Genomic DNA, 19466 nt, shown 5'->3' with positions numbered 1-19466 from the left:
TCGCAAGCTTTCATTCACGGCGTCGCCGGCCCGGCGCTCCCGATCGACGCCGCATGCGGCCAGGGAAAGCCGAAGCGCGCGAGCTCTTCGGCGATCGGCCGCAACATGACGCGACTGGCGAAGCGGGAGATGTGATCGCCGTCCCAGAACAGCGGCCTGCCGTCGCGATGCAGCGCGCATGCGTCGGCCTCGCAGAGAAACGGCAGCGGATCGAAGATTTCGACACGCGGAAATTCCGCCTTCAAGGTCGCGAGCAGCTCCATCGCGGGTCGGCGATGCGCCTCTTCCTCGGCGCGCGGGACGCGATCGCCCTCGGCGCAGGCCGGATGAGTGCGGTCGAACCAGTCCGCGCAGCGGAAAAAGGTGGTCTTGTGGACGGGCTTCGGCGCTTCGATCAACAGGTGAATGTCCGGCCTGTCGAGAGCCTGCAGCGTGGCGCGCGCATCGGGAAGCGCGTTCGCCTCCTGCATTCGGCTCGCGAGATCCGGCGTCTGCGGCTCCAGCCCATCCGCTCCGTTCCGCCGCCATCGCAGGGTGCGCAGTCCGGGCAGGAAAATGGCGTCGCCCGCCTTCGCCTCGGCGGCGAGCCGCTCCGTCCGTCGCGACGCGAGCCGGGCGCAGTCCGACGAGATCGGAAGCGTATGGAGCAGGACGCAGCCCGACGCATAGCGCAGCACGACGCGCGTTCCGCTGCGTAATGCGTAGAGCTCGGCGAGATCGAGATAGGCCCAGGCGTGGCTGTCGCCGACGATGTAGAGCGTTCTATCATCCGGCGGGCCGCATCCGACGCGGGTCATGCGCAGCTCGACCTCCTCCCCGTCGACGAATTTTTCGGTCGCGACGGAGCATGCGCCGTCAATGACGGCCGCATCGAGATGCGGAAACCAGTCGTGTGAATTCTGCGCCACGACGCTCGCCGACAGCCATGGCGTCATCGCCCGCATCAGCGTGATTCCGCCCCATGCCGCAATGAGCGCCGCGGCCGAGAGCGAGATGGCGCGAGCGTGGGTACGTAGCAGCGGCCCGTAGCGACAGGGCCGCTCGATGAGCTCATAGGAGGCGAGCGCGGCGGCGGTCGCGACGGCGAGGGCGGCGAGCTTCGACGCCGGCGTGTCGACCCCGATCGTCCATTTGACCAAGACGATGACCGGCCAGTGCCAGAGATAGAGCGAATAAGAGAGCGCGCCGAGCCGCAGGGCGGCGCCGCAGCTCAAAGCCTTGCCGACGAGGCTGGTCGGCCTGCGGGCGTGCAGGGCGCCGATGAGGCAGAGCGTTCCGAGGACCGGCGCGAGCGCGCCCGGCGTCGGAAACGTCTGCGGATCGGAGAAGAAGAAGCTGAAGGCCAGAAGCGCGGCTCCCGCCGCGGCGAGCGGCGTCTTCTCGGCGCCGGCGTCGGCGCCGGGCGCGAACAGCCCTTTCGCCGCCAGGATCCGATAGGCGAGAACGCCGGCGCCGATCTCCCAGAAGCGCGAGAGGCTGGAATAGAAGCCGGCGTCGAAGGCGCCTTTGCGCCAGTCGAAGCCGGAGGCGAAGGAGAGGAGGACGAGGACGGCCAGCAGGCCCATCGCGTCGGCCCGCCGTCGCATGAGGAAAAAGAGAGCAGGGAAAATAACATAGAACTGCTCCTCGACGCCGAGCGACCAGGTATGCGTGAAGGCGTCGAGCGCGGCGTCGGTCCCGAAATAATCGGTCCCCCGGCCGAGGATGATATTGGAGTAGCCGAAGCAGGCCGCCGTCGCGACCGCGCGCATCTGACTCCCGAACATCATGTTCGGGACGAACACGGCCGCGAGCAGGAAGGTCGTCGGCAGCATGACGGCGAGAGCGGGAACGATGCGCCGAAAGCGGCGCGCGTAGAAAAAGCGCAGAAATTCGCCGAAGCTCGCGAAGCTGTATTTGTGAAGAGATCCGGAGACGATGAAGCCGGATATGACAAAAAATGCATCCACTCCCGCATAGCCGCCGGGCGTCGATCGCGGCGCGATGTGGAAGGCGACCACGGCGGCGATCGACGCCGCGCGCAGCCCGGCGATATAGGGATAAGCTTCTCTCTCCACGCGAAAGGGCCTCGCTGTTCTCGTCATTTCCCCGCGCGTCGGCGCGGCGTTCCTACTCTCGCGGCGGCGTTTCGTCGCCGCCGGCCAGGACAATCGGATGAAGGATAAAATCCCCAACCCTCGTCCTGAGCCGCCGGAGGCGGCGTCTCGAAGGACGGCCGCAGGGCGAAATCAAAGGGTTCTGCCGTTGCCGTCCTTCGCGACGCCCGCTGCGGGGGCTCCCTCGGGACGAGGGTGACGGGGGCTCGTCCTTCACCCGATTGCCCCGATTGCTCTGCCGCGCGCGGTTCACAATTCATCCTTTCTCGGTTAGGGTCCGGCGCGGATTTGCGTGTCCCGATTCCGATCCCATATCCGAGCTGCGCCCGCGATCAGCGGGCCTTTCGCTTTGGGGGCCGCGCGACGCGCGCGAGCCCCGTAAGAAGGAACCACATGGCCAAGGAAGAACTGCTGGAGTTTCCCGGTATCGTCGTCGAGCTGCTGCCGAGCGCGACGTTTCGGGTGAAGCTCGAGAATGATCATGAGATCATCGCCCATACCGCCGGCAAGATGCGGAAAAACCGCATCCGCGTGCTCACCGGCGACAAGGTGCTGGTCGCGATGACGCCCTATGATCTGACCAAAGGGCGCATCACTTATCGATTCAAATGATTGCCATTGCAGCGCGGAGCCGATCGCCGTGACGTCCCAGCCGACTGCCGCGCGGCCGCTTCTGGCCCTCGCTTCCGCCTCGCCCCGGAGGCTCGCCCTGCTGCAGCAGATCGGCCTCGACGCCGACGCCCTGCTGCCGACAGCAATAGACGAGACTCCGCAGCGCAACGAGCTGCCGCGCAGCCTCGCCGCCCGGCTGTCCGGCGAGAAGGCCGCCGCGGCCGTCAAGCTGATCGCCTACCGGCCCGAGCTCGAGGGCTGCTATATCTTGGCCGCCGACACGGTCGTCGCCGTCGGCCGCCGCATCCTGCCCAAATGCGAGGATGTCGAGCAGGCCGAGGACTGCCTGCGGCTGCTGTCGGGACGCCAGCATCGGGTGTTCACCGGCGTCACGCTGCTGACGCCGCGCCGCGCCGAGCGCCGCCGCCTCGTCGAGACGCGCCTGCGCTTCAAGCGCCTGTCGGCGACCGAGATCGACGCCTATCTCGCCTCCGGCGAATGGCGCGGCAAGGCCGGCGGCTACGCCATTCAGGGCCTCGCCGGCAGCTTCGCGGTGCGGCTCATCGGCTCTTATTCCGCCGTGGTCGGCCTGCCGCTCTACGAGACCGCGGCGCTTTTGGCCGGGGAAGGCTATCCGGTGCTGACGCCCTGGTTCGAGAGGGCGTGAGGTCGCGCTCCTCCCCCGGGGCGAGGCCGGCGGAATATCGGTGGATATTTTTGCTTTCGGCAATTAGCTTATGCGTGATCCCACAAAGGGTCTGCGCCCCATGTCCACAGAAAAAACCGCTGACGACGAGCAGAGCGCCGACGTTTCCTCGCCGGACGCGGGACTGGCGGCCGCCCTGAGAAGGCTGGCCGGCTTGCCGAAAGCCGTCGCGCCGCAACGGGTGAAATGGTTCGACGTGGGGAAAGGCTTCGGCTTCGTGCAGCCGAACGGGGGGGACGACGTCTTCTACGTCCTCGCCGGCGCTTCGAGCGCGTCGGCCGAGAACGAGCTCGCCGACGACGATTACGAGCTGATCAAGACCGAAGCGATTGCTTTGATCTGCGCGGAGCGGCTCGATTCTCCGCAGGCGCATTTCGATTATATCAGTCATTCTGTCGCCGGAGCTTTGTCGAAGCATGCTGGGACGTGACAAGATCGCCCAAGCGGCGAAGGAGCTCGCCGAGCATCTGCAAGTCATCGAGACTATAAAATCCTTGCAAGAATCGCAGAAGAAGCTCGCCGATGCGGTCAATGCCCTGGACCAGCGCCTACGGAGCCTCGAGGTCGAGCTGAAGGTCGTCCGCGCCGACGTTCGTGTCGACGCGCTGCGGGAAACGCAAAATATTGTTAATTCCGTTCAAGGCGGGCTCAATCAGAGAATCGAGGATTTGGCGATCAAGGTCGCGGTGATGGAGCGCGGCGCCCACCGCCCGTCGCCGGTCGACGCGAGCGTTCCGCTGATCCTCGGCCGTGACGCGACCGCGCCCGGCGACGGCGCCTGAGCCTCCTCAGCCGCCGATATAGCGCCGCTCGTACCGCCGGCCGAGCCGGGTCAAAATCTCATAGCCGATCGTGCCGCTGCGCGCCGCCAGCTCGTCGACGCCGATCGTCTCGCCGAGAATTTCCGCGGTCGCGCCGCGATGGGCGGCGGATGCGGGGATGTCGGTCACGTCGAGCATCACGAAATCCATCGACACGCGCCCGACCAGCGGACAGCGATAGTCGCCGATGATCGCCTCCGCGCCGGCGCGCCCGGGAAGGGAGGAGGCGCCCGCCGGAAGGCCGTCGCCATAGCCGAGCCCGAGCGTCGCCAGCCGCGTCGGGCGGGCCGCGGTCCAGACCCCGTCATAGCCCACGGTTTCGCCGACCTCGATGTCCCGCACCGCCAGCACGCTCGCTTCCAGCCGCACGACCGGCCGCATCGGATTTGGCGCGCAAGGCGTGGGATTGCCGCCATAGAGCGCATAGCCCGGGCGCAGCAGATCGTAATGCGGCTTTTGAGACAGAAATATGCCGGAGGAATTGCTGAGCGACGCCGGCGCGCCGGGGAAGAAGCGCAGCGCCTCCTCGAAGCCGGCGATCTGCCGGGCGTTGCGCGCATCCTCCGCCCATTGCGCGCAAACGAAATGGCTCATCACCAGCGTCGTCTCGATGTCCTGAGCGGCCGCCGCCGCTGCGGCGGCCTCGCGCGGCGCCAGGCCGAGCCGATTCATGCCGGTGTCGAATTGCAGCGCGGCGGGCAGGCGCCGTCCGATCGAGCGGCCGAAAGCGCCCCATTCGCGAATTTCCTCGAGCGAGGCGAGGACCGGACGCAGGCGCGCCGTGGCGAGCATGGGCGCGCCGCCCTGGGGCAGCCCCTCGAGAACATAGACGATGGCGCGGGGCGCGACTGCGCGGAGGCGCTCGCCCTCGCCGGCCGTGGCGACGAAAAAGGTGCGGCAGCCGGCGGCCGCGAGCGCGCGCGCCGCCGGCTCCAGGCCGATCCCATAGGCGTCGGCCTTGACCACGGCCGCGCAATCGGCGCCGGGCGCGCGCGCCGCGAGAAGACGCCAATTGGCGACGAGCGCCGAAAGATCGACGCAGAGCGTCGCCGCCCGCGCCTGCGCCGGGAGGGAGTCGCTCGTAGGCGCTCGGGCCGATCGATCGATTCGCATGAAACATATTCTAGCGCCGGAGCGTGGCGTCCGCATGGCCGTATTGCGCGCCATGCGATCCGCGGCCACGCTCCGGAGCCTCTATGCGCGTCTGGCGACAGCCGCCCCGGGATCAGCGGCGGCTGTCGGGCGCCTCCACCGTCATCTGGCGCGAGGCCGGCGGCATGATCCGGCTCGGGTCGTGCCGCGGGGCGCCGAGCGAGATGCGCACCAGATCGGCGACGCTCTTCACCCGCATCTTGGTCATGATATGCGAGCGATGCGTCTCGACGGTGCGCGCGCTGATGCCGAGCTCATGCGCGATGACCTTGTTGAGCTTGCCGTCGACGAGGCCGGCGAGCACGTCGTTCTCCCGGCTGGTGAGCGTGCTGAGGCGCCCGGGCGTCAGCCGCGGGCGTCCGCGATAGGCGCCGAAGTCGACGCGGCGCGCCATCGCCTGCTGCACCGCGGCGAGCAGCCTCTCCTCATTCAGCGGCAGCTCGAGCAGATCATAGGCGCCCTCCTTCATCACCTGAATCGCGCCGCGCACATTCGCCTGCGCGGTGATCACGATGATCGGCAGCTCGATCCGATGCGTCTTGGCGGTCTCGAGGAAATCGAGGCCGATCAGATCGGGCATGTCGACATAAGCGAGGACGCAGCCGCGGCCGTCTGGTTCGACGGCCTCGACGAAGCGTCCGGCGTCGTCGTGCAGGCGGACGCGATAATCGGTCTTGTCCAATATGGCTTTCAAGGACGTTCGAATGACCGGATCGACGCCACAGATATGGATGGTTTCACCGTATTTCATAGTTCGCTCTCGAGATGTGTGGACGAAAAAGTAAGCCATGAGACCGCAGGCCACACTCCGCCGGGAAAATAGCCCGGTGGTCCGACGTATTCGAAAAAAGCAACGCTACGCGCACGCGACAGACGATCCGTCGAAAAATCCTCGACGCTGATCGACCGAACGATCGCGCCTGCTGGCCCTGAGCGACGTCGGCGCCGGCATGTTAACAGATCGGGCGGCAATGGGAACGCATTTCGACTCGATTTGCGCGGAAGAAGCGATATGGCGCCGCGGGAAGATCAGGACCGGCGACGGCGCCGCGGCGGCGACGCGGCGTTTCGGAAACGCCTTTCCCGTGCTTCGCGAATGCGTTGTTGCAGGCCCGGCGTGATTGAATTATCTCTCAGCGGGGACTTGGGAAAGAGAGGACGAGCATGGCCGACGCCGATCCCGTGAGCGAGAGGCTCGCCGCTGCGCGGCCGCTGTCTCCGCATCTTTCCGTCTACAAGCCGATCATCACGATGGCGATGTCCATCGCGCATCGGATCAGCGGCGCGGCGCTCTATGCGGGAGCGATCCTGCTCGCCTTCTATCTGCTCGGGCTCGCGCTGGGCCCGTCGGCGTTCTCGGCCGTGTCGTGGATCGCGAGCTCCCTCATCGGCAAGGCGTTCGTCTTCCTGTTCAGCTGGGCGCTGCTCCATCATCTGCTCGGCGGCGTTCGTCATGCGATCTGGGATCGCGGCCTATATCTGGACGGGCCGGGCCGCGAGCTGCTCGCCAAGGCGACGCTCGGCGGCGGCGTGGCGCTCACTATTCTGCTTTGGGCGGCCGTGGCGCTGTTCGGCTGACGAGCCGCGCCGCTCACATCATCGCACATCCGCCGCGCGCGGTTCCACGGGAGGAAAGGCCATGTTCGAGAGCGGGCGCAGCGGCAAAGGCGCCGCCTTCACATCCGATCATTCCGGCTCTCTGCATGCGCTCGCCATGCGCCACAGCGCATGCGCCCTGGCGCCGCTCGGCCTCCTATCCGTGTGGTTCATCGCTCATCTATCCGGCCAGCCATATGAGGCGGCGCGCGCGGAGCTCGGGCGTCCCTTTCCAGCCATCGCGCTGATCGCCTTCATCTGCATCGCCGCCTATCACGCGCGGCTCGGCATGGAGACCATCGTCGAGGACTATGTCCATGACGCGGCGCTGAAGCGCCGAGCCCTCACCGTCAACAAATGGCTGACGATCGCCATCGGCGCGACGTGGACGCTGTCGATCATGATCATCGCCGCGCCGCGCTGACCGGCCGCGCCCTTCTTTCGACGAGGAAAACGATGTCTGCAAACGGCGACACGACGACGGCCCATATCGGCGGCCGAGCCTATCCGATCATCGACCATACGTTCGATGTGGTGGTGGTCGGCGCGGGCGGCGCAGGGCTGCGCGCGGTCGTCGGCTGCGTGAAGGCGGGGCTGAAGGTCGCCTGCGTCACCAAGGTGTTTCCGACCCGCTCGCACACAGTCGCCGCGCAGGGCGGCGTCGCCGCGGCGCTCGGCAATATGGGGCCGGACGATTGGAAATGGCACATGTACGATACGGTCAAGGGCTCCGACTGGCTCGGAGACCAGGACGCGATCGAATATTTGTGCCGCAACGCGCCGCAAGCGGTCTACGAGCTCGAGCATTGGGGCGTGCCGTTCTCGCGCACCGAGGACGGCCGCATCTATCAACGCCCCTTCGGCGGCATGACCACGGATTTCGGCAAGGGCCCGCCCGCGCAGCGCACCTGCGCTGCCGCCGACCGCACGGGCCATGCGATGCTGCACACGCTCTACGGCCAGGCGCTGCGCTATGACGCGCGCTTCTTCGTCGAATATTTCGCCATCGATCTCATCACGGACTCGAGCGGCGCCGCGCGCGGCGTCATGTGCCTGAAGCTCGACGACGGGACCATTCATCGTTTCCGCGCCGCGCTCACCGTGCTCGCCACCGGCGGCTATGGCCGCGCTTTTCTCTCGGCCACCTCCGCGCATACCTGCACCGGCGACGGCGGCGGCATGGCGCTGCGCGCCGGCCTGCCGCTGCAGGACATGGAGTTCGTGCAATTCCATCCGACCGGCATCTATGGCGCCGGCTGCCTCATCACCGAAGGCGCGCGCGGCGAGGGCGGCTATCTCACCAACAGCGAGGGCGAGCGCTTCATGGAGCGCTATGCGCCGTCGGTGAAGGATCTCGCGCCGCGCGACATGGTTTCGCGCGCGATGACCGTTGAAATCAGAGAGGGCCGCGGCGTCGGCAGGCTGAAGGACCACATTCACCTGCATCTCGAGCATTTGGATCCGGCGATCCTGCACGAGCGCCTGCCGGGCATCTCCGAGAGCGCGAAAATTTTCGCCGGCGTCGATGTGACGCGCGAGCCCATTCCGGTGCTGCCGACCGTGCATTACAACATGGGCGGCATACCGACCAATTTTCACGGCGAGGTGCTGCGCAAGACCGGCGACAACCCGGATATGGTCGTGCCCGGCCTCATGGCGATCGGCGAGGCGGCCTGCGTGTCGGTGCATGGCGCCAATCGCCTCGGCTCCAATTCGCTCGTCGATCTCGTCGTCTTCGGCCGCGCCGCGGGGCTGCGCGCCGCCGAGCTGGTGAAGCCGGGGCAGGCGCAGCCAGAGCTGCCGGCCGATTCCGCCGATCTCGCTCTGTCGCGGCTCGACAGGTTCCGCCACGCCGCCGGCGGCACGCCGACCGCCGAGCTGCGGCTGAAGATGCAGCGCGTGATGCAATCGCATTGCGCCGTCTATCGCGCCGGCGAGGTGCTGGAGGAAGGCTCGCAGGCGATTCACGCCGTCTGGCGCGACAGCGCCGATCTGAAGATCGCCGACCGCTCGCTGATCTGGAACACCGATCTCGTCGAGACATTGGAACTCGACAATCTGCTCGCCCAGGCGGTGGTGACGATGGATTCGGCGAAGAACCGCACCGAATCCCGCGGCGCCCACGCCCGCGAGGATTTCCCCAATCGCGACGACGCCGATTGGATGAAGCACACGCTGGCCTCGATCGACGATGCGGCCAAGACGGTGGCGCTGGATTATCGCCCGGTGCACAGCTACACGATGTCCGACGAGGTGGCTTATATAGAGCCGAAGGCGCGGGTGTATTGAGGGAGAATCGGCGAAAGGATCCAGGCGATGACCAGCGTGACTCTGCAGCTGGACGACGGCCTGCGGGGCGAGCTTCTGCAGCAGGCGAGGTCGAACAATCTTTCGTTGGAAGAACAGATTTTAACCGTGCTGCGGGCCGAACGGCGCAGGGCGCTCTCGGAGCGGATGGACGCCATAGCGGCCATGACGCCGAAGGGCGTCGTACAAACCGACAGCACGCTTCTCATTCGAGAGGATCGCGACCGGTGAGAGCATCGTCGTCTCGCAAGCCGACGATCGGCCACAACCGCCCGGGCCGGAGCAATTACATGTACGCCATCGCCTTCGATCTCGACACAGAGCAGCTTCGTCAGCTCTATCCGAACGCCAACTGGAACAACGCATGTTTCGACATTCGCCGGGAGCTGGAGGAGAGCGGCTTCCGCTGGCGGCAGGGCAGCGTCTATTTCGGCAATGACGATATCAGGGCGACGGATTGCGTGAAGGCGACGATGGACCTCGATGCGCTTTTTCCCTGGTTCAAGCCCTCGGTTCGCGATATCCGCATGTTGCAGATCACCGAGGAGGATACGCTCATGGACTTTCTCGGCTATGAGGCGGGACGCTCCGCACGCGACCGCAAGCGTTGAGGCAGAAATGGTCGAATTCGTCCTTCCCCAAAACTCCCGCCCGGTCGAGGGCAAGGTCTGGCCGGCGCCGGAAGGCGCGACGCGGCTGAGAGAATTCCGCATCTATCGCTTCGATCCGGACACCTCTGCGAATCCGCGCATAGACACTTATTTCGTCGATCTCGACGATTGCGCGCCGATGGTGCTGGACGCGATCCTCTGGATCAAGAACAAGATCGACCCGACGCTGACCTTCCGCCGTTCCTGCCGCGAGGGCATTTGCGGCTCCTGCTCCATGAACATCGACGGGCTCAACACGCTCGCCTGCACCAAGGGCATGGACGAGATCGAGGGCGCGATCAAAATCTACCCGCTGCCGCATATGCCGGTGGTGAAGGACCTCGTGCCCGATCTTTCGGATTTCTACGCCCAGCACGCCGCCATCGAGCCCTGGCTGCAGGCGGAGAGCCCCGACCCCGAGAAGGAGCGGCTGCAGTCGCCGGAGCAGCGCCACAAGCTCGACGGCCTCTATGAATGTATTTTGTGCGCCTGCTGCTCCACCTCCTGTCCCAGCTATTGGTGGAACTCCGACCGTTTCCTCGGCCCGGCGGCGCTGCTGCAGGCGCAGCGCTGGGTGATCGACTCGCGCGACGAGGCCGGCGAGGCGCGCGTCGCTTATGTCGACGACGCCTTCCGCCTCTACCGCTGCCACACTATTCTCAATTGTTCCAACGCCTGCCCCAAGGGCCTGGAGCCCGGCACGGCCATCGCCGAGCTGAAAAACCTCGCCATTGCGCAGAACACGAAGAAAGAGTGAGCCGGCCGTATCGCAGGGCAATTGGGTGGAGGATAAATCCCTACCCCTCGTCCTGAGGAGCCGCCACAGGCGGCGTCTCGAAGGACGGCCGTGGGGCGCAATCAAAGGCTTCTCCCCGTTGCCGTCCTTCGAGACGCCCGCTTCCCGGGCTCCTCAGGATGAGGGTGATGGGGCTGTAGTCCTTCGTCCGATTCCCCCGGGCCGCATCGCGGCCACGCTCGTGAAGCAGTCCGGAAACGAGCGCGGCTTGTCTTTCCGGTTCCGAGGGGGCATCCTGTCGCAAGCTCGACATTGCTCGTGGAGTAGCCTTCATGCGATTGGGCCCGCATCTCACGATCGCCGCCGTTCTCGCCCTGACGACGGTCCTCGGCGCCAGCGCCGCGACGGCGCAGGAATGGACGCTCGACACAAGCGCGCTCGGCGCGTCCGCCCCGGCAAAGGGCAAAAAGGCGAAGCCGCAGAGCGCCGCTTCGCCCGCCGACAGGGGTGCAGCCGGCGCCAAGACCGACAACCGCCAGTTCGGCGAGCTCGAGGGGTGGTCGCCCGGCAAATCCCCGCCGAAGCCGAAAGAAAAACAGGACGACACGCCGCGCTTCGGCAAGGCCCCCGTCAATATGAACTCCAATGGCGGAATGGGCGTCGGCATGCCCTTCTGAGGGCGGTCATTCGCTATCGGCCGGACGATAAGTCAAAATATCGTCCGCCTTCAGCCAGCCGGGCGTGCCTTCCTTGAACTGCGCCTGGGCGCGCGCCGCCTGCGTGCGCGCCTCGATATATTTGCCCGCGACGAACAGCCCTTCCGCCGCGGCGAGCTGCGCCTTGGCGGAATCGCCCTTGCGGAAATACGCCATGGAGAGAAACTCCCAGGCTTCGGGCGACTCCTCGTCGGCCTGGGTGGCGTTGGCCAGAACCTTGATCGCCTCATCCGTGAAGGCGGGGTTCTCCGAGGCGACCAGCGCATGGCCGAGCAGCACGCGGATCGGCGTCTCCCCGGAGCCGGCGAGCGCGACCGCCTTGCGCAGCGGTGCGATCGCCTGCGTCGCCCGCCCGGCCTCGAGCAAAATCTGCCCCTTCAGCTCCCAAAAATACGGATTCTTGGGTTGGGACGCGACCAGCGCGTCGGCGCCGGCGAGCGCCTCCTCGAGCCGGCCGAAGCGATTATCGGCGATGACTCGCGCATAGCGCGCCGGCAGCGACATATCGGAAACGGGATAGCGCCGGCTTACCTCGCTCGCGTCGCCGGTGAAGCCGATCAGCTTGGCGCGCATCAGATCGTGCCGCGCCTGCAGCGCCGGCGGATCCTGCGTGTCGAAGAAAGGCGACTGCTTGGCCGCCTGCTCCAAATTGGAGATTCGCTCATTGGGCAGCGGATGCGACTGCAGATAGGGATCGATCGTCGTCGCTTTGAACAGGGTCTCGCTGGCGAAGCGGTTGAAGGTCTCCAGCATGCCTTTGGCCGATTGCCGCGTGGCGGTGAGAAAGCGCACGGCCATGCGGTCGGCGGCCTGCTCCTCGCCGCGTTGATAGGCGAGCAGCGAGCGTTTCACCGCCTCCTGCGGACCCATCAGAATGCCGACGGCGCCGGCCGAATCCATGCCGACCGAGCCATTGCTTCGGGAGAAGGCGCCACGGGCGGCGAACATGGCGCCGGCGCTGGCCAGCATTCCGGCGACGGAGAGAATGGCGGCGCGGGCGAGCTCCTGGCGGCCGCGCGCGAGATGGCCGCCGGCGATATGGCCGGTCTCATGCGCGAGCACACCGATGATCTCATTGGGCGTCTTGGCCTCGACGAGCGCGCCGGTGTTGACGAAGATTTTCTGCCCGCCGGCGACGAAGGCGTTGAAGGAGCGGTCGCCGACGAGGATGATCCGCGCCGCGCCGGAATGGATTCCGGCCGCTTTGAAGACGGGCGCGGTGTAGTCGCGCAGCAATTGCTCGATCTCGGCGTCGCGAATGATCGACACGCGCGGCCCGTCGTCCTCGCCGCGCGCGGGCGCGACCAAGGCGAAAACGAGCCAGCCTGTCAAAAGGACACGGATATGGCTGCAGCTTCGGCGCATCGGTAGAGAGTGGGGGAAACGCGCCCGGAAAGCAAATCGAGCCGCGATCGGGATGGCGCGTCTTGACAATTTTGGACTAAATTCCCATTGTTTCCCCTGCTTCCGCCGCATGGGGCGCCGCCCGAAGGGGCGGGCGGCGTCGGCGGGGCGCGGTTCGCACGGCCGGGCGGCGACCCTCGCCCGAAGCTGTGCGACGCCACGCCGCCGGTTCCGGCTCCTCCTTCGTGCGGAGGGCCTCGTGAGAGCGAGGCGAGAGCCGGGCCGAATATGCGAGGCTCGCACGGGGACCGATTACCCGAAAGGGAGCAAGGACCCTGAGCCCGCAGGCGGCGACCAGGAAAGGCGCCCGTGGTCCGGAACGCTCCGGCTCCGACGCTGCATTTTTTCCACGGCCGAAAACGGCGCCGCGGCGTTCCGGACCGCCCATCCCCCGCGCCGGAAACGGCGGCGGGGCGCCGGCGCGAGGCCCACGGGAATCGGCTGACGGGAATTTGGTCCTGCGCCCATTATCCTAGCCGCTCGAAGGGCTCGTCTCGAAGGAACACGATGAATCCGCGGCCGCCCGACCCGATTCGAAATGAAGAGACGGGTTCGACGCCACGACGCGCGCATGAGCCGACGATTATCGAAGCGGCCATTCCGGGCCTCGCAGAGATTCTAGGCCCGGAACGTCGGTTTGCTTTCTCCCTTTAGAGAGCGAGAGTCACAGCAATTTTCTTCGTTCCCGTCGTCGGAACAGGAAACGGCGCGACGGAGGCAGAGGAGCTGCGATAAAGACCGCCGGCGGCGAAGGTGGTCGAAACGCCCGGATGCAGGTTCATCGTGGTGGCCGTCGTGGCAATTTGCCAGATATACGGAATAGAGACAGTGCATGTTCCAGCCGACGCGCTCGACTTTACCACATAGCTGTCCGCGGTCGCGTAATTGGCGAAGGAGGCGTCGTAAGAACTGATATTGAGGGCGCAGGTGATCGGCTGCGCCCGTGGAATGCTGCTATTGATTTTGACCGTAAACGTCACTGTCAACGTCGCGGCGGCGGCGACGGGGGCGGCGGCGGGCGTCAGTGCAAGTCTGGGGGTGAAAGCGCCTGTCTGTGGGTTCAAAAATCCGGCGATGGCCGGGGCCGATTCGCCGGCATGGGACGCCGACGCGAAAAGCGGAACGGTCAAGGCCATTACGAAATTCCATATTTTCATATTCCCCTCCTGGGTTGCGGCGATGCGCGAAAACCGAGCGTCTACCCGTTCGACCTCGAGCGTCACCACAGCTTTTTATTCCAAAACTCGCGCCGAATCATCACGCTTCGACGTCATAAAAGCTCGTCCTGCCGACGGCTCGTCGTCTCGCGGACTCGGGTGCGTTGGAAAAATCTCGAACGTTGCTCATGGCGGAGGCCCGATCTCGTCCTTGCCACCCCGCGCTTTCGCCGGACCCGAAACCTTAGTAATGTCGCCGCCGACAAGCATGGCCGGCGCGGCGGCGGCCCTCGACAAACGGAACAGAGGAACGGGAAACGTGACGGGAACTCTCGATAAGACCGGCCGGGCGACGGCCAGCGTCAATCTGCTGGCGGGCGAGATCGTCGACAGGCTCGCCGCCGGCGCCGAGCGCTATCGGGTCGCCGTCTCGCGCGGAAGCCTCGGCGAGCTGCTCATCGACGCCGGCGCGAAGGTCGCGGGCGGGATCGACGCCGGGCTGTTGCTCACAGAGATCTGCCTCGGCGGCCTCGGCAAGGTCTCGCTGACCCCCGCGCCGGGGCAGAAGAACTGGCCCTTCTGGCTCACCGTCACCAGCAACGACCCCGTCGTCGCCTGCCTCGCCAGCCAATATGCCGGCTGGAGCCTTTCCCACGAGAAATTCTTCGCGCTCGGCTCGGGCCCGGGCCGCTCGCTGGCCCGCAAGGAGCCGCTGTTCCAGGAGCTGCCTTACGAGGACTCCGCCGATCGCGCCACGATCGTGCTCGAGGCCGGCGCGCCGCCGCCGGAGCCCGTCGTCGCCAAGGTCGCCGATGGTTGCGGAGTCTCGCCGGACAAGCTCGCATTCATCTATGCGCCGACGCAGAGCCTCGCCGGCAGCGTGCAGGTGGTCGGCCGCGTGCTCGAGGTGGCGTTGCACAAGGCGCATGAGCTGAAGTTCCCGCTCGAGCATATCGTGGACGGAATCGCCACGGCGCCGCTGTCGCCGCCGCATCCCGATTTCATCACGGCCATGGGCCGCACCAATGACGCGATCATCTATTCCGGCCGCGCTCATCTCTTCGTGCGCGGCTCCGCCGAGGCGGCCAAGGCGCTGGCGGAAAAGCTGCCGAGCTCCAACTCGCGCGATTACGGTCGGCCTTTCGCGGAGATTTTCAAAGCGTATAAGGGCGACTTCTACAAAATCGACCCGAGCCTGTTCTCGCCCGCCGAGGCGCTCGTGACAGCGGTCGAGACAGGCGAGACCTTCCGTGCCGGAGCTATCGACGAAAAGCTTCTCGACGCCTCCTTCGGCTGAGCGCCCGGCGCGCCCCGCCGCGGGCGCGCCGCATGTCGCGATCTTCACCGACGAGCTCGACTGGCATGTCGAGCGTCTGCGCAAGGGCTTCGCGCGCCATGGCGCGCGCGCGACGCCGGTGCGACTCGCCGCCTGCAAGATCGACACGGCGCGCTCCGACGCGCTGGCGATCCCAGGGTTCCATGGGCGGCTGCCGGACGCCTGCGTCGTGCGCGCGATCGGCGACGGCTCGCTGGAGACGATCACGCTGCGGCTCGGCGTGCTGCATGCGCTCGGCGCGCTCGGCGTGCCGCTCGTCAACAGCGCGCGCGCCATCGAGCGCTGCACCGACAAATCCACTGCGAGCTTCCTGCTGGCGCAGGCGCGCATCCCGACGCCCGCGACCTTCGTCACCAGCTCGCGCGCCGAGGCGCTGCGCATCCTGCGCAGCGAGGCCGCGCGTGGGCCTCTCGTCGTCAAGCCCCTATTCGGCGCGCAGGGCTGGGGCCTGAAGCTTCTGCATCGCGAGGAGGATCTGCCGACCGAGGAGGAGGCGCGCGGCGTCTTCTATCTGCAGCGCTTCGTGCCGCCGCGCGACGTCTGGTACGAGGACATGCGCATTCTCGTCTCGCATGGCGAGGCGATCGGCGCGATGCGGCGACGCTCGCGCCGCTGGATCACCAATGTGCGCCAGGGCGCGAAGCCTCATGCCTGCGAGCCGACGCCGCGCGAGCGCGAGCTCGCTCTGCGCGCTGCCGCCGCGCTCGGCGCGGAATTCGCCGGCATCGACATCATCTGCGGCGCCGATGGCCTGCCGATGGTGCTCGAGGTCAACAGCATGGCGGGCTGGAGCGGCTTGCAGAGCGTCACGCCGTTCCAGATCGCCGAGCGCGTCGCCGGCGACATATTGGGGGCGATCGCCGCGTCGCGCCGCGCGCATGGCTGACGGCGCGCTCGCCGACGCGATCGCGCGCGCCTTCATACGCGCCTGCGAGGACGAGCTCGCCGCGCCAAAGCCCGGCAATGTCCATATCTACGCGCCCGGCCATGGCATGGAGGCGCAGGATTTCATCGACAGCGCGCATGCGGCGGCGCCTTGTCTCTGTGCGTCGGGCGCGAGCGTCGGGCGCCGTATCTTCGACGCGATCGAGGCGACCTGGGCGCGCGTTCATTGCAACACCAATCTCGGCATCATTCTTCTCTGCGCGCCGCTCGCCCATGCGGCGCTGCGCGAGGGCCGCGCGAGCTTGCGCGACAAGCTCGTCGCCACTCTGGACGCGCTCGATCGAGAGGACGCCGATCTCGCCTTTCGCGCGATCGCGCGCGCCTCTCCGGCCGGTCTCGGCTCTGCGGACGAACATGACGTCGCGGCGCCTGCGGTCATCGGTTTGAAGGAGGCGATGACGATCGCCGCCGATCGCGACCGGGTCGCGCTGCAATATGCGAGCGGCTACGCCGATATCTTCGGCCTCGGCCAGCAGACGATCGCGCAGTCGCGCGCGCGCGGCGATGACAGACCGATGACGACGCTGCGATTGTTCATGGCCCTTGCGAGCCGGTTTCCCGACAGCCACATCGCCCGCAAGTTCGGCCCGGCCGCCGCGCGCTTCGTAATGGAGCGGATGGCCGCGACCGCCGCGCGTCTCGACGCGATCGACGACAAAGAAACGGCTTTTTCGTGCGCGTTGGAATTGGATCGTTTTTTGAAGAAAAGCGGGTATAATCCAGGCACGAGCGCCGACCTCGCCGTCGCGGCGCTTTTTGCCGATTCTCTTCTCGCCATCTTGCCGAACGTTCACAAAAATGGTTGAGTTCGCGCCGCGCGAGATGGTCTCGCGACCGGCTCGACCGGCTCGGCTCGTTTCGGCCTGACGCTCGTCGAGAATGGGGGAGGCGCCCGCGCCGGCAGCCGCGCGGGCGAACATCGAGTTTATCGAAAGGAACAAACATGGCCCTGATCAACAAGCTCCTGGTCGGCGAGTCGCTCGTCGGCGAAGGCAACGAAGTCGCCCACATCGACCTGCTGATCGGACCGCGCGGCAGCGCCGCCGAGACCGCTTTCGCCAACGCCCTGGTGAACAACAAGGACGGCTTCACCACCCTGCTCGCGGTCGTGGCCCCCAACCTGCTCGCCAAGCCGAACACGATCCTCTTCAACAAGGTCACCATCAAGAACGCCAAGCAGGCCGTTCAGATGTTCGGCCCGGCCCAGGCCGGCGTCGCCAAGGCGGTCGCCGATTCGGTCGCGGAGGGCGTGATCCCGGTCGCCGAGGCCGACGACCTGTTCATCTCGGTCGGCGTGTTCATCCACTGGGAAGCCAACGACGACAAGAAGATCCAGGAATATAACTATCAGGCGACGAAGGAAGCCATCGCCCGCGCGATCAAGGGCGAGCCGAAGGCCGCCGAGGTCGTCGCCAAGCGCAACGACGTCAAGCATCCTTTCGGCGCCAACTGAGCCGGCTTTCCCGACGCGACGAAACGTCGGCGCAGCCGCGCCGGCGCGTCGCGGCGTGAGAGCGGCGCCGCCGCGTCATACGGGAAGCCGCTCGCCGGCTTCCCGTCGTCGACCAGAATGCGGACAGATCGAAACCGGGGTCGGCGTCATCCAGTCGGCTTCCTGACGGGGAAGTTGCAGCGAGACAGGGGAGGCCTCGCGCAGGCCGCGAGAAGCGCCGCGAAGGCGTCAAACAGAGAACCGAAAGGAAATCGAAAATGGCCTCGATACTGGACAAGATTCTCGGCGCCTTGTTTCCCAAGGCGGCCGGCTCGGCCACGCCGAAATTGCTGGTCGGCGAATCGCTCGTCGGCGAAGGTAATGAGGTCGCGCATATCGATCTGCTGATGGGTCCGCGCGGCAGCTCGGCCGAGACCGCATTCGCCAATGCGCTGGTCAATAATAAGGACGGCTTCACCACTCTGCTCGCCGTCGTCGCGCCGAACCTGCTCGTGAAGCCATACACGATCCTGTTCAACAAGGTGACGATCAAGAACGCCAAGCAGGCCGTGCAGATGTTCGGCCCGGCGCAATATGGCGTCGCCAAGGCCGTCGCCGACAGCGTCGCGGAAGGAATCATCCCGATCGAGCAGGCCGACGACCTCTTCATCTCGGTCGGCGTGTTCATCCATTGGGAAGCCAATGACGACCAGAAGATTCAGGACTTCAACTATCGCGCGACGAAGGAAGCGATCGCCCGCGCGATGAAGGGCGATCCGAGCGCCTCTCGCGTGCTCTCCGAGCGCGTGACCGCCAAGCACCCCTTCGCCGCCGCCGACTGAGCGCCGGGGCATCGCTTCGACAAAGAGGAGCCGCTTTCGCGCGGCTCCTTTTTTATTCAGCGGCGAATCGTCGAAGATCTGCGCGCGAGAGGCGCCCGTCATGCAGCGCCGAAGCGACGAGCGCGCCGGCGACGCCGGTCCGTGCGAGCGCGTCGAGATCGGCCGCGTCGCGAACGCCACCGGCCGCATAGAGGCTGCGCCCTTCCGCCTTGCGCGCGAGGCGAGCCGCCAGATCGAGGTCGGGGCCTTCGAACGAGCCGACGCGCGCCAATGTCATCGCAATGACGCGCCGCGGCCAGAGCTGCGCGTTCTCCTGCAGTTCTGGCGGCCCGAGAACGCCGCCGCCGCGAAAATCGAGGGAGAGGATCGCATCCGCACCCGATGCGAGCGCCGTCGCCGCCTCGCCCGCCGGAATGCTCTCGCTGCCGATCACCGGCTCGACGCCGATGCCGCGCAGAGCTGCGATCCGGCCCGGCTCGGCCGAGCCGTCGTCGACCCAGAAGGACAGCTTCGGGAAATCGCGCGTGAGCGCGAGAAGCATCGCGCTTTGTCCGACGCGCCCCTCTATGGCGTCGAGATCGGCGACATAGAAGGTCGAAAAATCGAAGAGGCCGAGATAAGCCGCAACGACGTCCTGCGGCGCGCTCGAGGCGACGAGCCGCGAGGCGATGGGCGCATAGGCGTCGCGATCGCCTCTCACCGCCCGCACCGCCCGACCGCCTTTCAGATCGAGGACAGGAATGATCCGCATGACGCGCACTATAGCGGCGTCGGAAAGAAGAAGGGAGCTTTAAGAGCCGACTAGGCTTTTGCTCCTTCGGCGAGAACTTTGAATTTATCCGCGGTGAGGACGCGGCGCATGAGGCGCAGGGTTTGATCGCCGGGGACGTCGAAGCCCTGCGGGGGGCCGGGATAGACGATGGTCTGGTCGTAGCCGCGGGTCGCGAATTTGGCTTCG

General features: G+C 66.5%; 22 protein-coding genes. 16 read left to right on the top strand and 6 right to left on the bottom strand.

Features of this window, described 5'->3' with window-relative positions:
* Positions 1–14: 14 nt before the first annotated feature.
* Entirely contained in the window at positions 15–2057 is a 2043-nt protein-coding gene (locus K3F48_RS11100; RefSeq protein WP_222575507.1) for an acyltransferase family protein, read from the bottom strand.
* 432 nt (positions 2058–2489) lie between these two features.
* On the opposite strand from K3F48_RS11100, the gene infA reads away from it, so the two are divergent.
* The 4 genes from infA (at position 2490) to K3F48_RS11080 (ending at position 4196) form a co-directional block, all read left to right on the top strand.
* Entirely contained in the window at positions 2490–2708 is a 219-nt protein-coding gene (gene infA / locus K3F48_RS11095) for a translation initiation factor IF-1 (RefSeq protein ID WP_222575506.1), read from the top strand.
* 28 nt (positions 2709–2736) lie between these two features.
* A complete protein-coding gene (locus K3F48_RS11090) occupies positions 2737–3375 on the top strand; it encodes a Maf-like protein (protein WP_222575505.1) in 639 nt (212 codons plus the stop codon).
* Between the two features lie 100 nt (positions 3376–3475).
* Entirely contained in the window at positions 3476–3844 is a 369-nt protein-coding gene (locus K3F48_RS11085) for a cold-shock protein (RefSeq protein ID WP_222575504.1), read from the top strand.
* A complete protein-coding gene (locus K3F48_RS11080; protein ID WP_222575503.1) occupies positions 3831–4196 on the top strand; it encodes a hypothetical protein in 366 nt (121 codons plus the stop codon). The genes K3F48_RS11085 and K3F48_RS11080 overlap by 14 nt, the downstream gene beginning before the upstream one ends.
* A gap of 6 nt (positions 4197–4202) precedes the next feature.
* Here K3F48_RS11080 and alr read toward each other — a convergent pair whose 3' ends face one another.
* Both alr and K3F48_RS11070 read right to left on the bottom strand, forming a co-directional pair.
* Positions 4203–5348 (bottom strand): alanine racemase, encoded by a 1146-nt coding sequence (gene alr, locus K3F48_RS11075; protein WP_222575502.1) that lies wholly within the window; start codon positions 5346–5348, stop codon positions 4203–4205.
* Between the two features lie 112 nt (positions 5349–5460).
* On the bottom strand, positions 5461–6138 hold the full coding sequence (locus tag K3F48_RS11070) for a response regulator transcription factor (RefSeq protein ID WP_222575501.1): 678 nt from the start codon (positions 6136–6138) through the stop codon (positions 5461–5463).
* Positions 6139–6551: 413 nt separating this feature from the next.
* On the opposite strand from K3F48_RS11070, the gene sdhC reads away from it, so the two are divergent.
* The 7 genes from sdhC (at position 6552) to K3F48_RS11035 (ending at position 11353) form a co-directional block, all read left to right on the top strand.
* On the top strand, positions 6552–6965 hold the full coding sequence (gene sdhC, locus K3F48_RS11065) for a succinate dehydrogenase, cytochrome b556 subunit (RefSeq protein WP_222575500.1): 414 nt from the start codon (positions 6552–6554) through the stop codon (positions 6963–6965).
* A gap of 61 nt (positions 6966–7026) precedes the next feature.
* On the top strand, positions 7027–7407 hold the full coding sequence (gene sdhD, locus K3F48_RS11060; protein WP_222575499.1) for a succinate dehydrogenase, hydrophobic membrane anchor protein: 381 nt from the start codon (positions 7027–7029) through the stop codon (positions 7405–7407).
* A gap of 32 nt (positions 7408–7439) precedes the next feature.
* On the top strand, positions 7440–9272 hold the full coding sequence (gene sdhA / locus K3F48_RS11055; RefSeq protein WP_222575498.1) for a succinate dehydrogenase flavoprotein subunit: 1833 nt from the start codon (positions 7440–7442) through the stop codon (positions 9270–9272).
* 27 nt (positions 9273–9299) lie between these two features.
* A complete protein-coding gene (locus K3F48_RS11050) occupies positions 9300–9521 on the top strand; it encodes a hypothetical protein (protein WP_222575497.1) in 222 nt (73 codons plus the stop codon).
* Positions 9518–9901 (top strand): virulence factor, encoded by a 384-nt coding sequence (locus tag K3F48_RS11045; protein WP_370631403.1) that lies wholly within the window; start codon positions 9518–9520, stop codon positions 9899–9901. Before K3F48_RS11050 ends, K3F48_RS11045 begins: the two co-directional genes overlap by 4 nt.
* A gap of 7 nt (positions 9902–9908) precedes the next feature.
* Positions 9909–10697, top strand: a complete 789-nt coding sequence (locus K3F48_RS11040; RefSeq protein WP_222575496.1) for a succinate dehydrogenase iron-sulfur subunit — start codon at positions 9909–9911, stop codon at positions 10695–10697.
* Between the two features lie 311 nt (positions 10698–11008).
* Entirely contained in the window at positions 11009–11353 is a 345-nt protein-coding gene (locus K3F48_RS11035) for a hypothetical protein (protein ID WP_222575495.1), read from the top strand.
* A gap of 6 nt (positions 11354–11359) precedes the next feature.
* Here the strand turns inward: K3F48_RS11035 and K3F48_RS11030 are convergent, their stop codons facing one another.
* Together K3F48_RS11030 and K3F48_RS11025 are read right to left on the bottom strand one after the other, a co-directional pair.
* Entirely contained in the window at positions 11360–12757 is a 1398-nt protein-coding gene (locus K3F48_RS11030; RefSeq protein WP_222575494.1) for a M48 family metalloprotease, read from the bottom strand.
* A gap of 689 nt (positions 12758–13446) precedes the next feature.
* Entirely contained in the window at positions 13447–14022 is a 576-nt protein-coding gene (locus K3F48_RS11025) for a hypothetical protein (protein ID WP_222575493.1), read from the bottom strand.
* Positions 14023–14272: 250 nt separating this feature from the next.
* On the opposite strand from K3F48_RS11025, the gene mch reads away from it, so the two are divergent.
* The 5 genes from mch to fae (K3F48_RS11000) all read left to right on the top strand — a co-directional run bounded on the left by mch (position 14273) and on the right by fae (K3F48_RS11000) (position 18508).
* Entirely contained in the window at positions 14273–15250 is a 978-nt protein-coding gene (gene mch / locus K3F48_RS11020; protein WP_222575492.1) for a methenyltetrahydromethanopterin cyclohydrolase, read from the top strand.
* On the top strand, positions 15204–16175 hold the full coding sequence (locus K3F48_RS11015) for a RimK family alpha-L-glutamate ligase (RefSeq protein ID WP_222575491.1): 972 nt from the start codon (positions 15204–15206) through the stop codon (positions 16173–16175). Before mch ends, K3F48_RS11015 begins: the two co-directional genes overlap by 47 nt.
* A complete protein-coding gene (locus tag K3F48_RS11010; RefSeq protein WP_222575490.1) occupies positions 16168–17040 on the top strand; it encodes a triphosphoribosyl-dephospho-CoA synthase in 873 nt (290 codons plus the stop codon). Before K3F48_RS11015 ends, K3F48_RS11010 begins: the two co-directional genes overlap by 8 nt.
* 137 nt (positions 17041–17177) lie before the next feature.
* On the top strand, positions 17178–17687 hold the full coding sequence (gene fae, locus K3F48_RS11005; protein ID WP_222575489.1) for a formaldehyde-activating enzyme: 510 nt from the start codon (positions 17178–17180) through the stop codon (positions 17685–17687).
* A gap of 257 nt (positions 17688–17944) precedes the next feature.
* On the top strand, positions 17945–18508 hold the full coding sequence (gene fae, locus K3F48_RS11000; protein WP_255608857.1) for a formaldehyde-activating enzyme: 564 nt from the start codon (positions 17945–17947) through the stop codon (positions 18506–18508).
* A 52-nt stretch (positions 18509–18560) separates the two neighbouring features.
* On the opposite strand, the gene K3F48_RS10995 is transcribed toward fae (K3F48_RS11000), so the two are convergent.
* Entirely contained in the window at positions 18561–19259 is a 699-nt protein-coding gene (locus K3F48_RS10995; RefSeq protein ID WP_222575488.1) for a HisA/HisF-related TIM barrel protein, read from the bottom strand.
* Positions 19260–19466 lie beyond the last annotated feature (207 nt).

It is taken from the genome of Methylosinus sp. Sm6 (genome assembly GCF_019802345.1).
Lineage (GTDB): Bacteria > Pseudomonadota > Alphaproteobacteria > Rhizobiales > Beijerinckiaceae > Methylosinus.
Note: the sequence above shows the minus strand (reverse complement) of the source record. Positions and strands in the feature narration are given on the sequence as shown.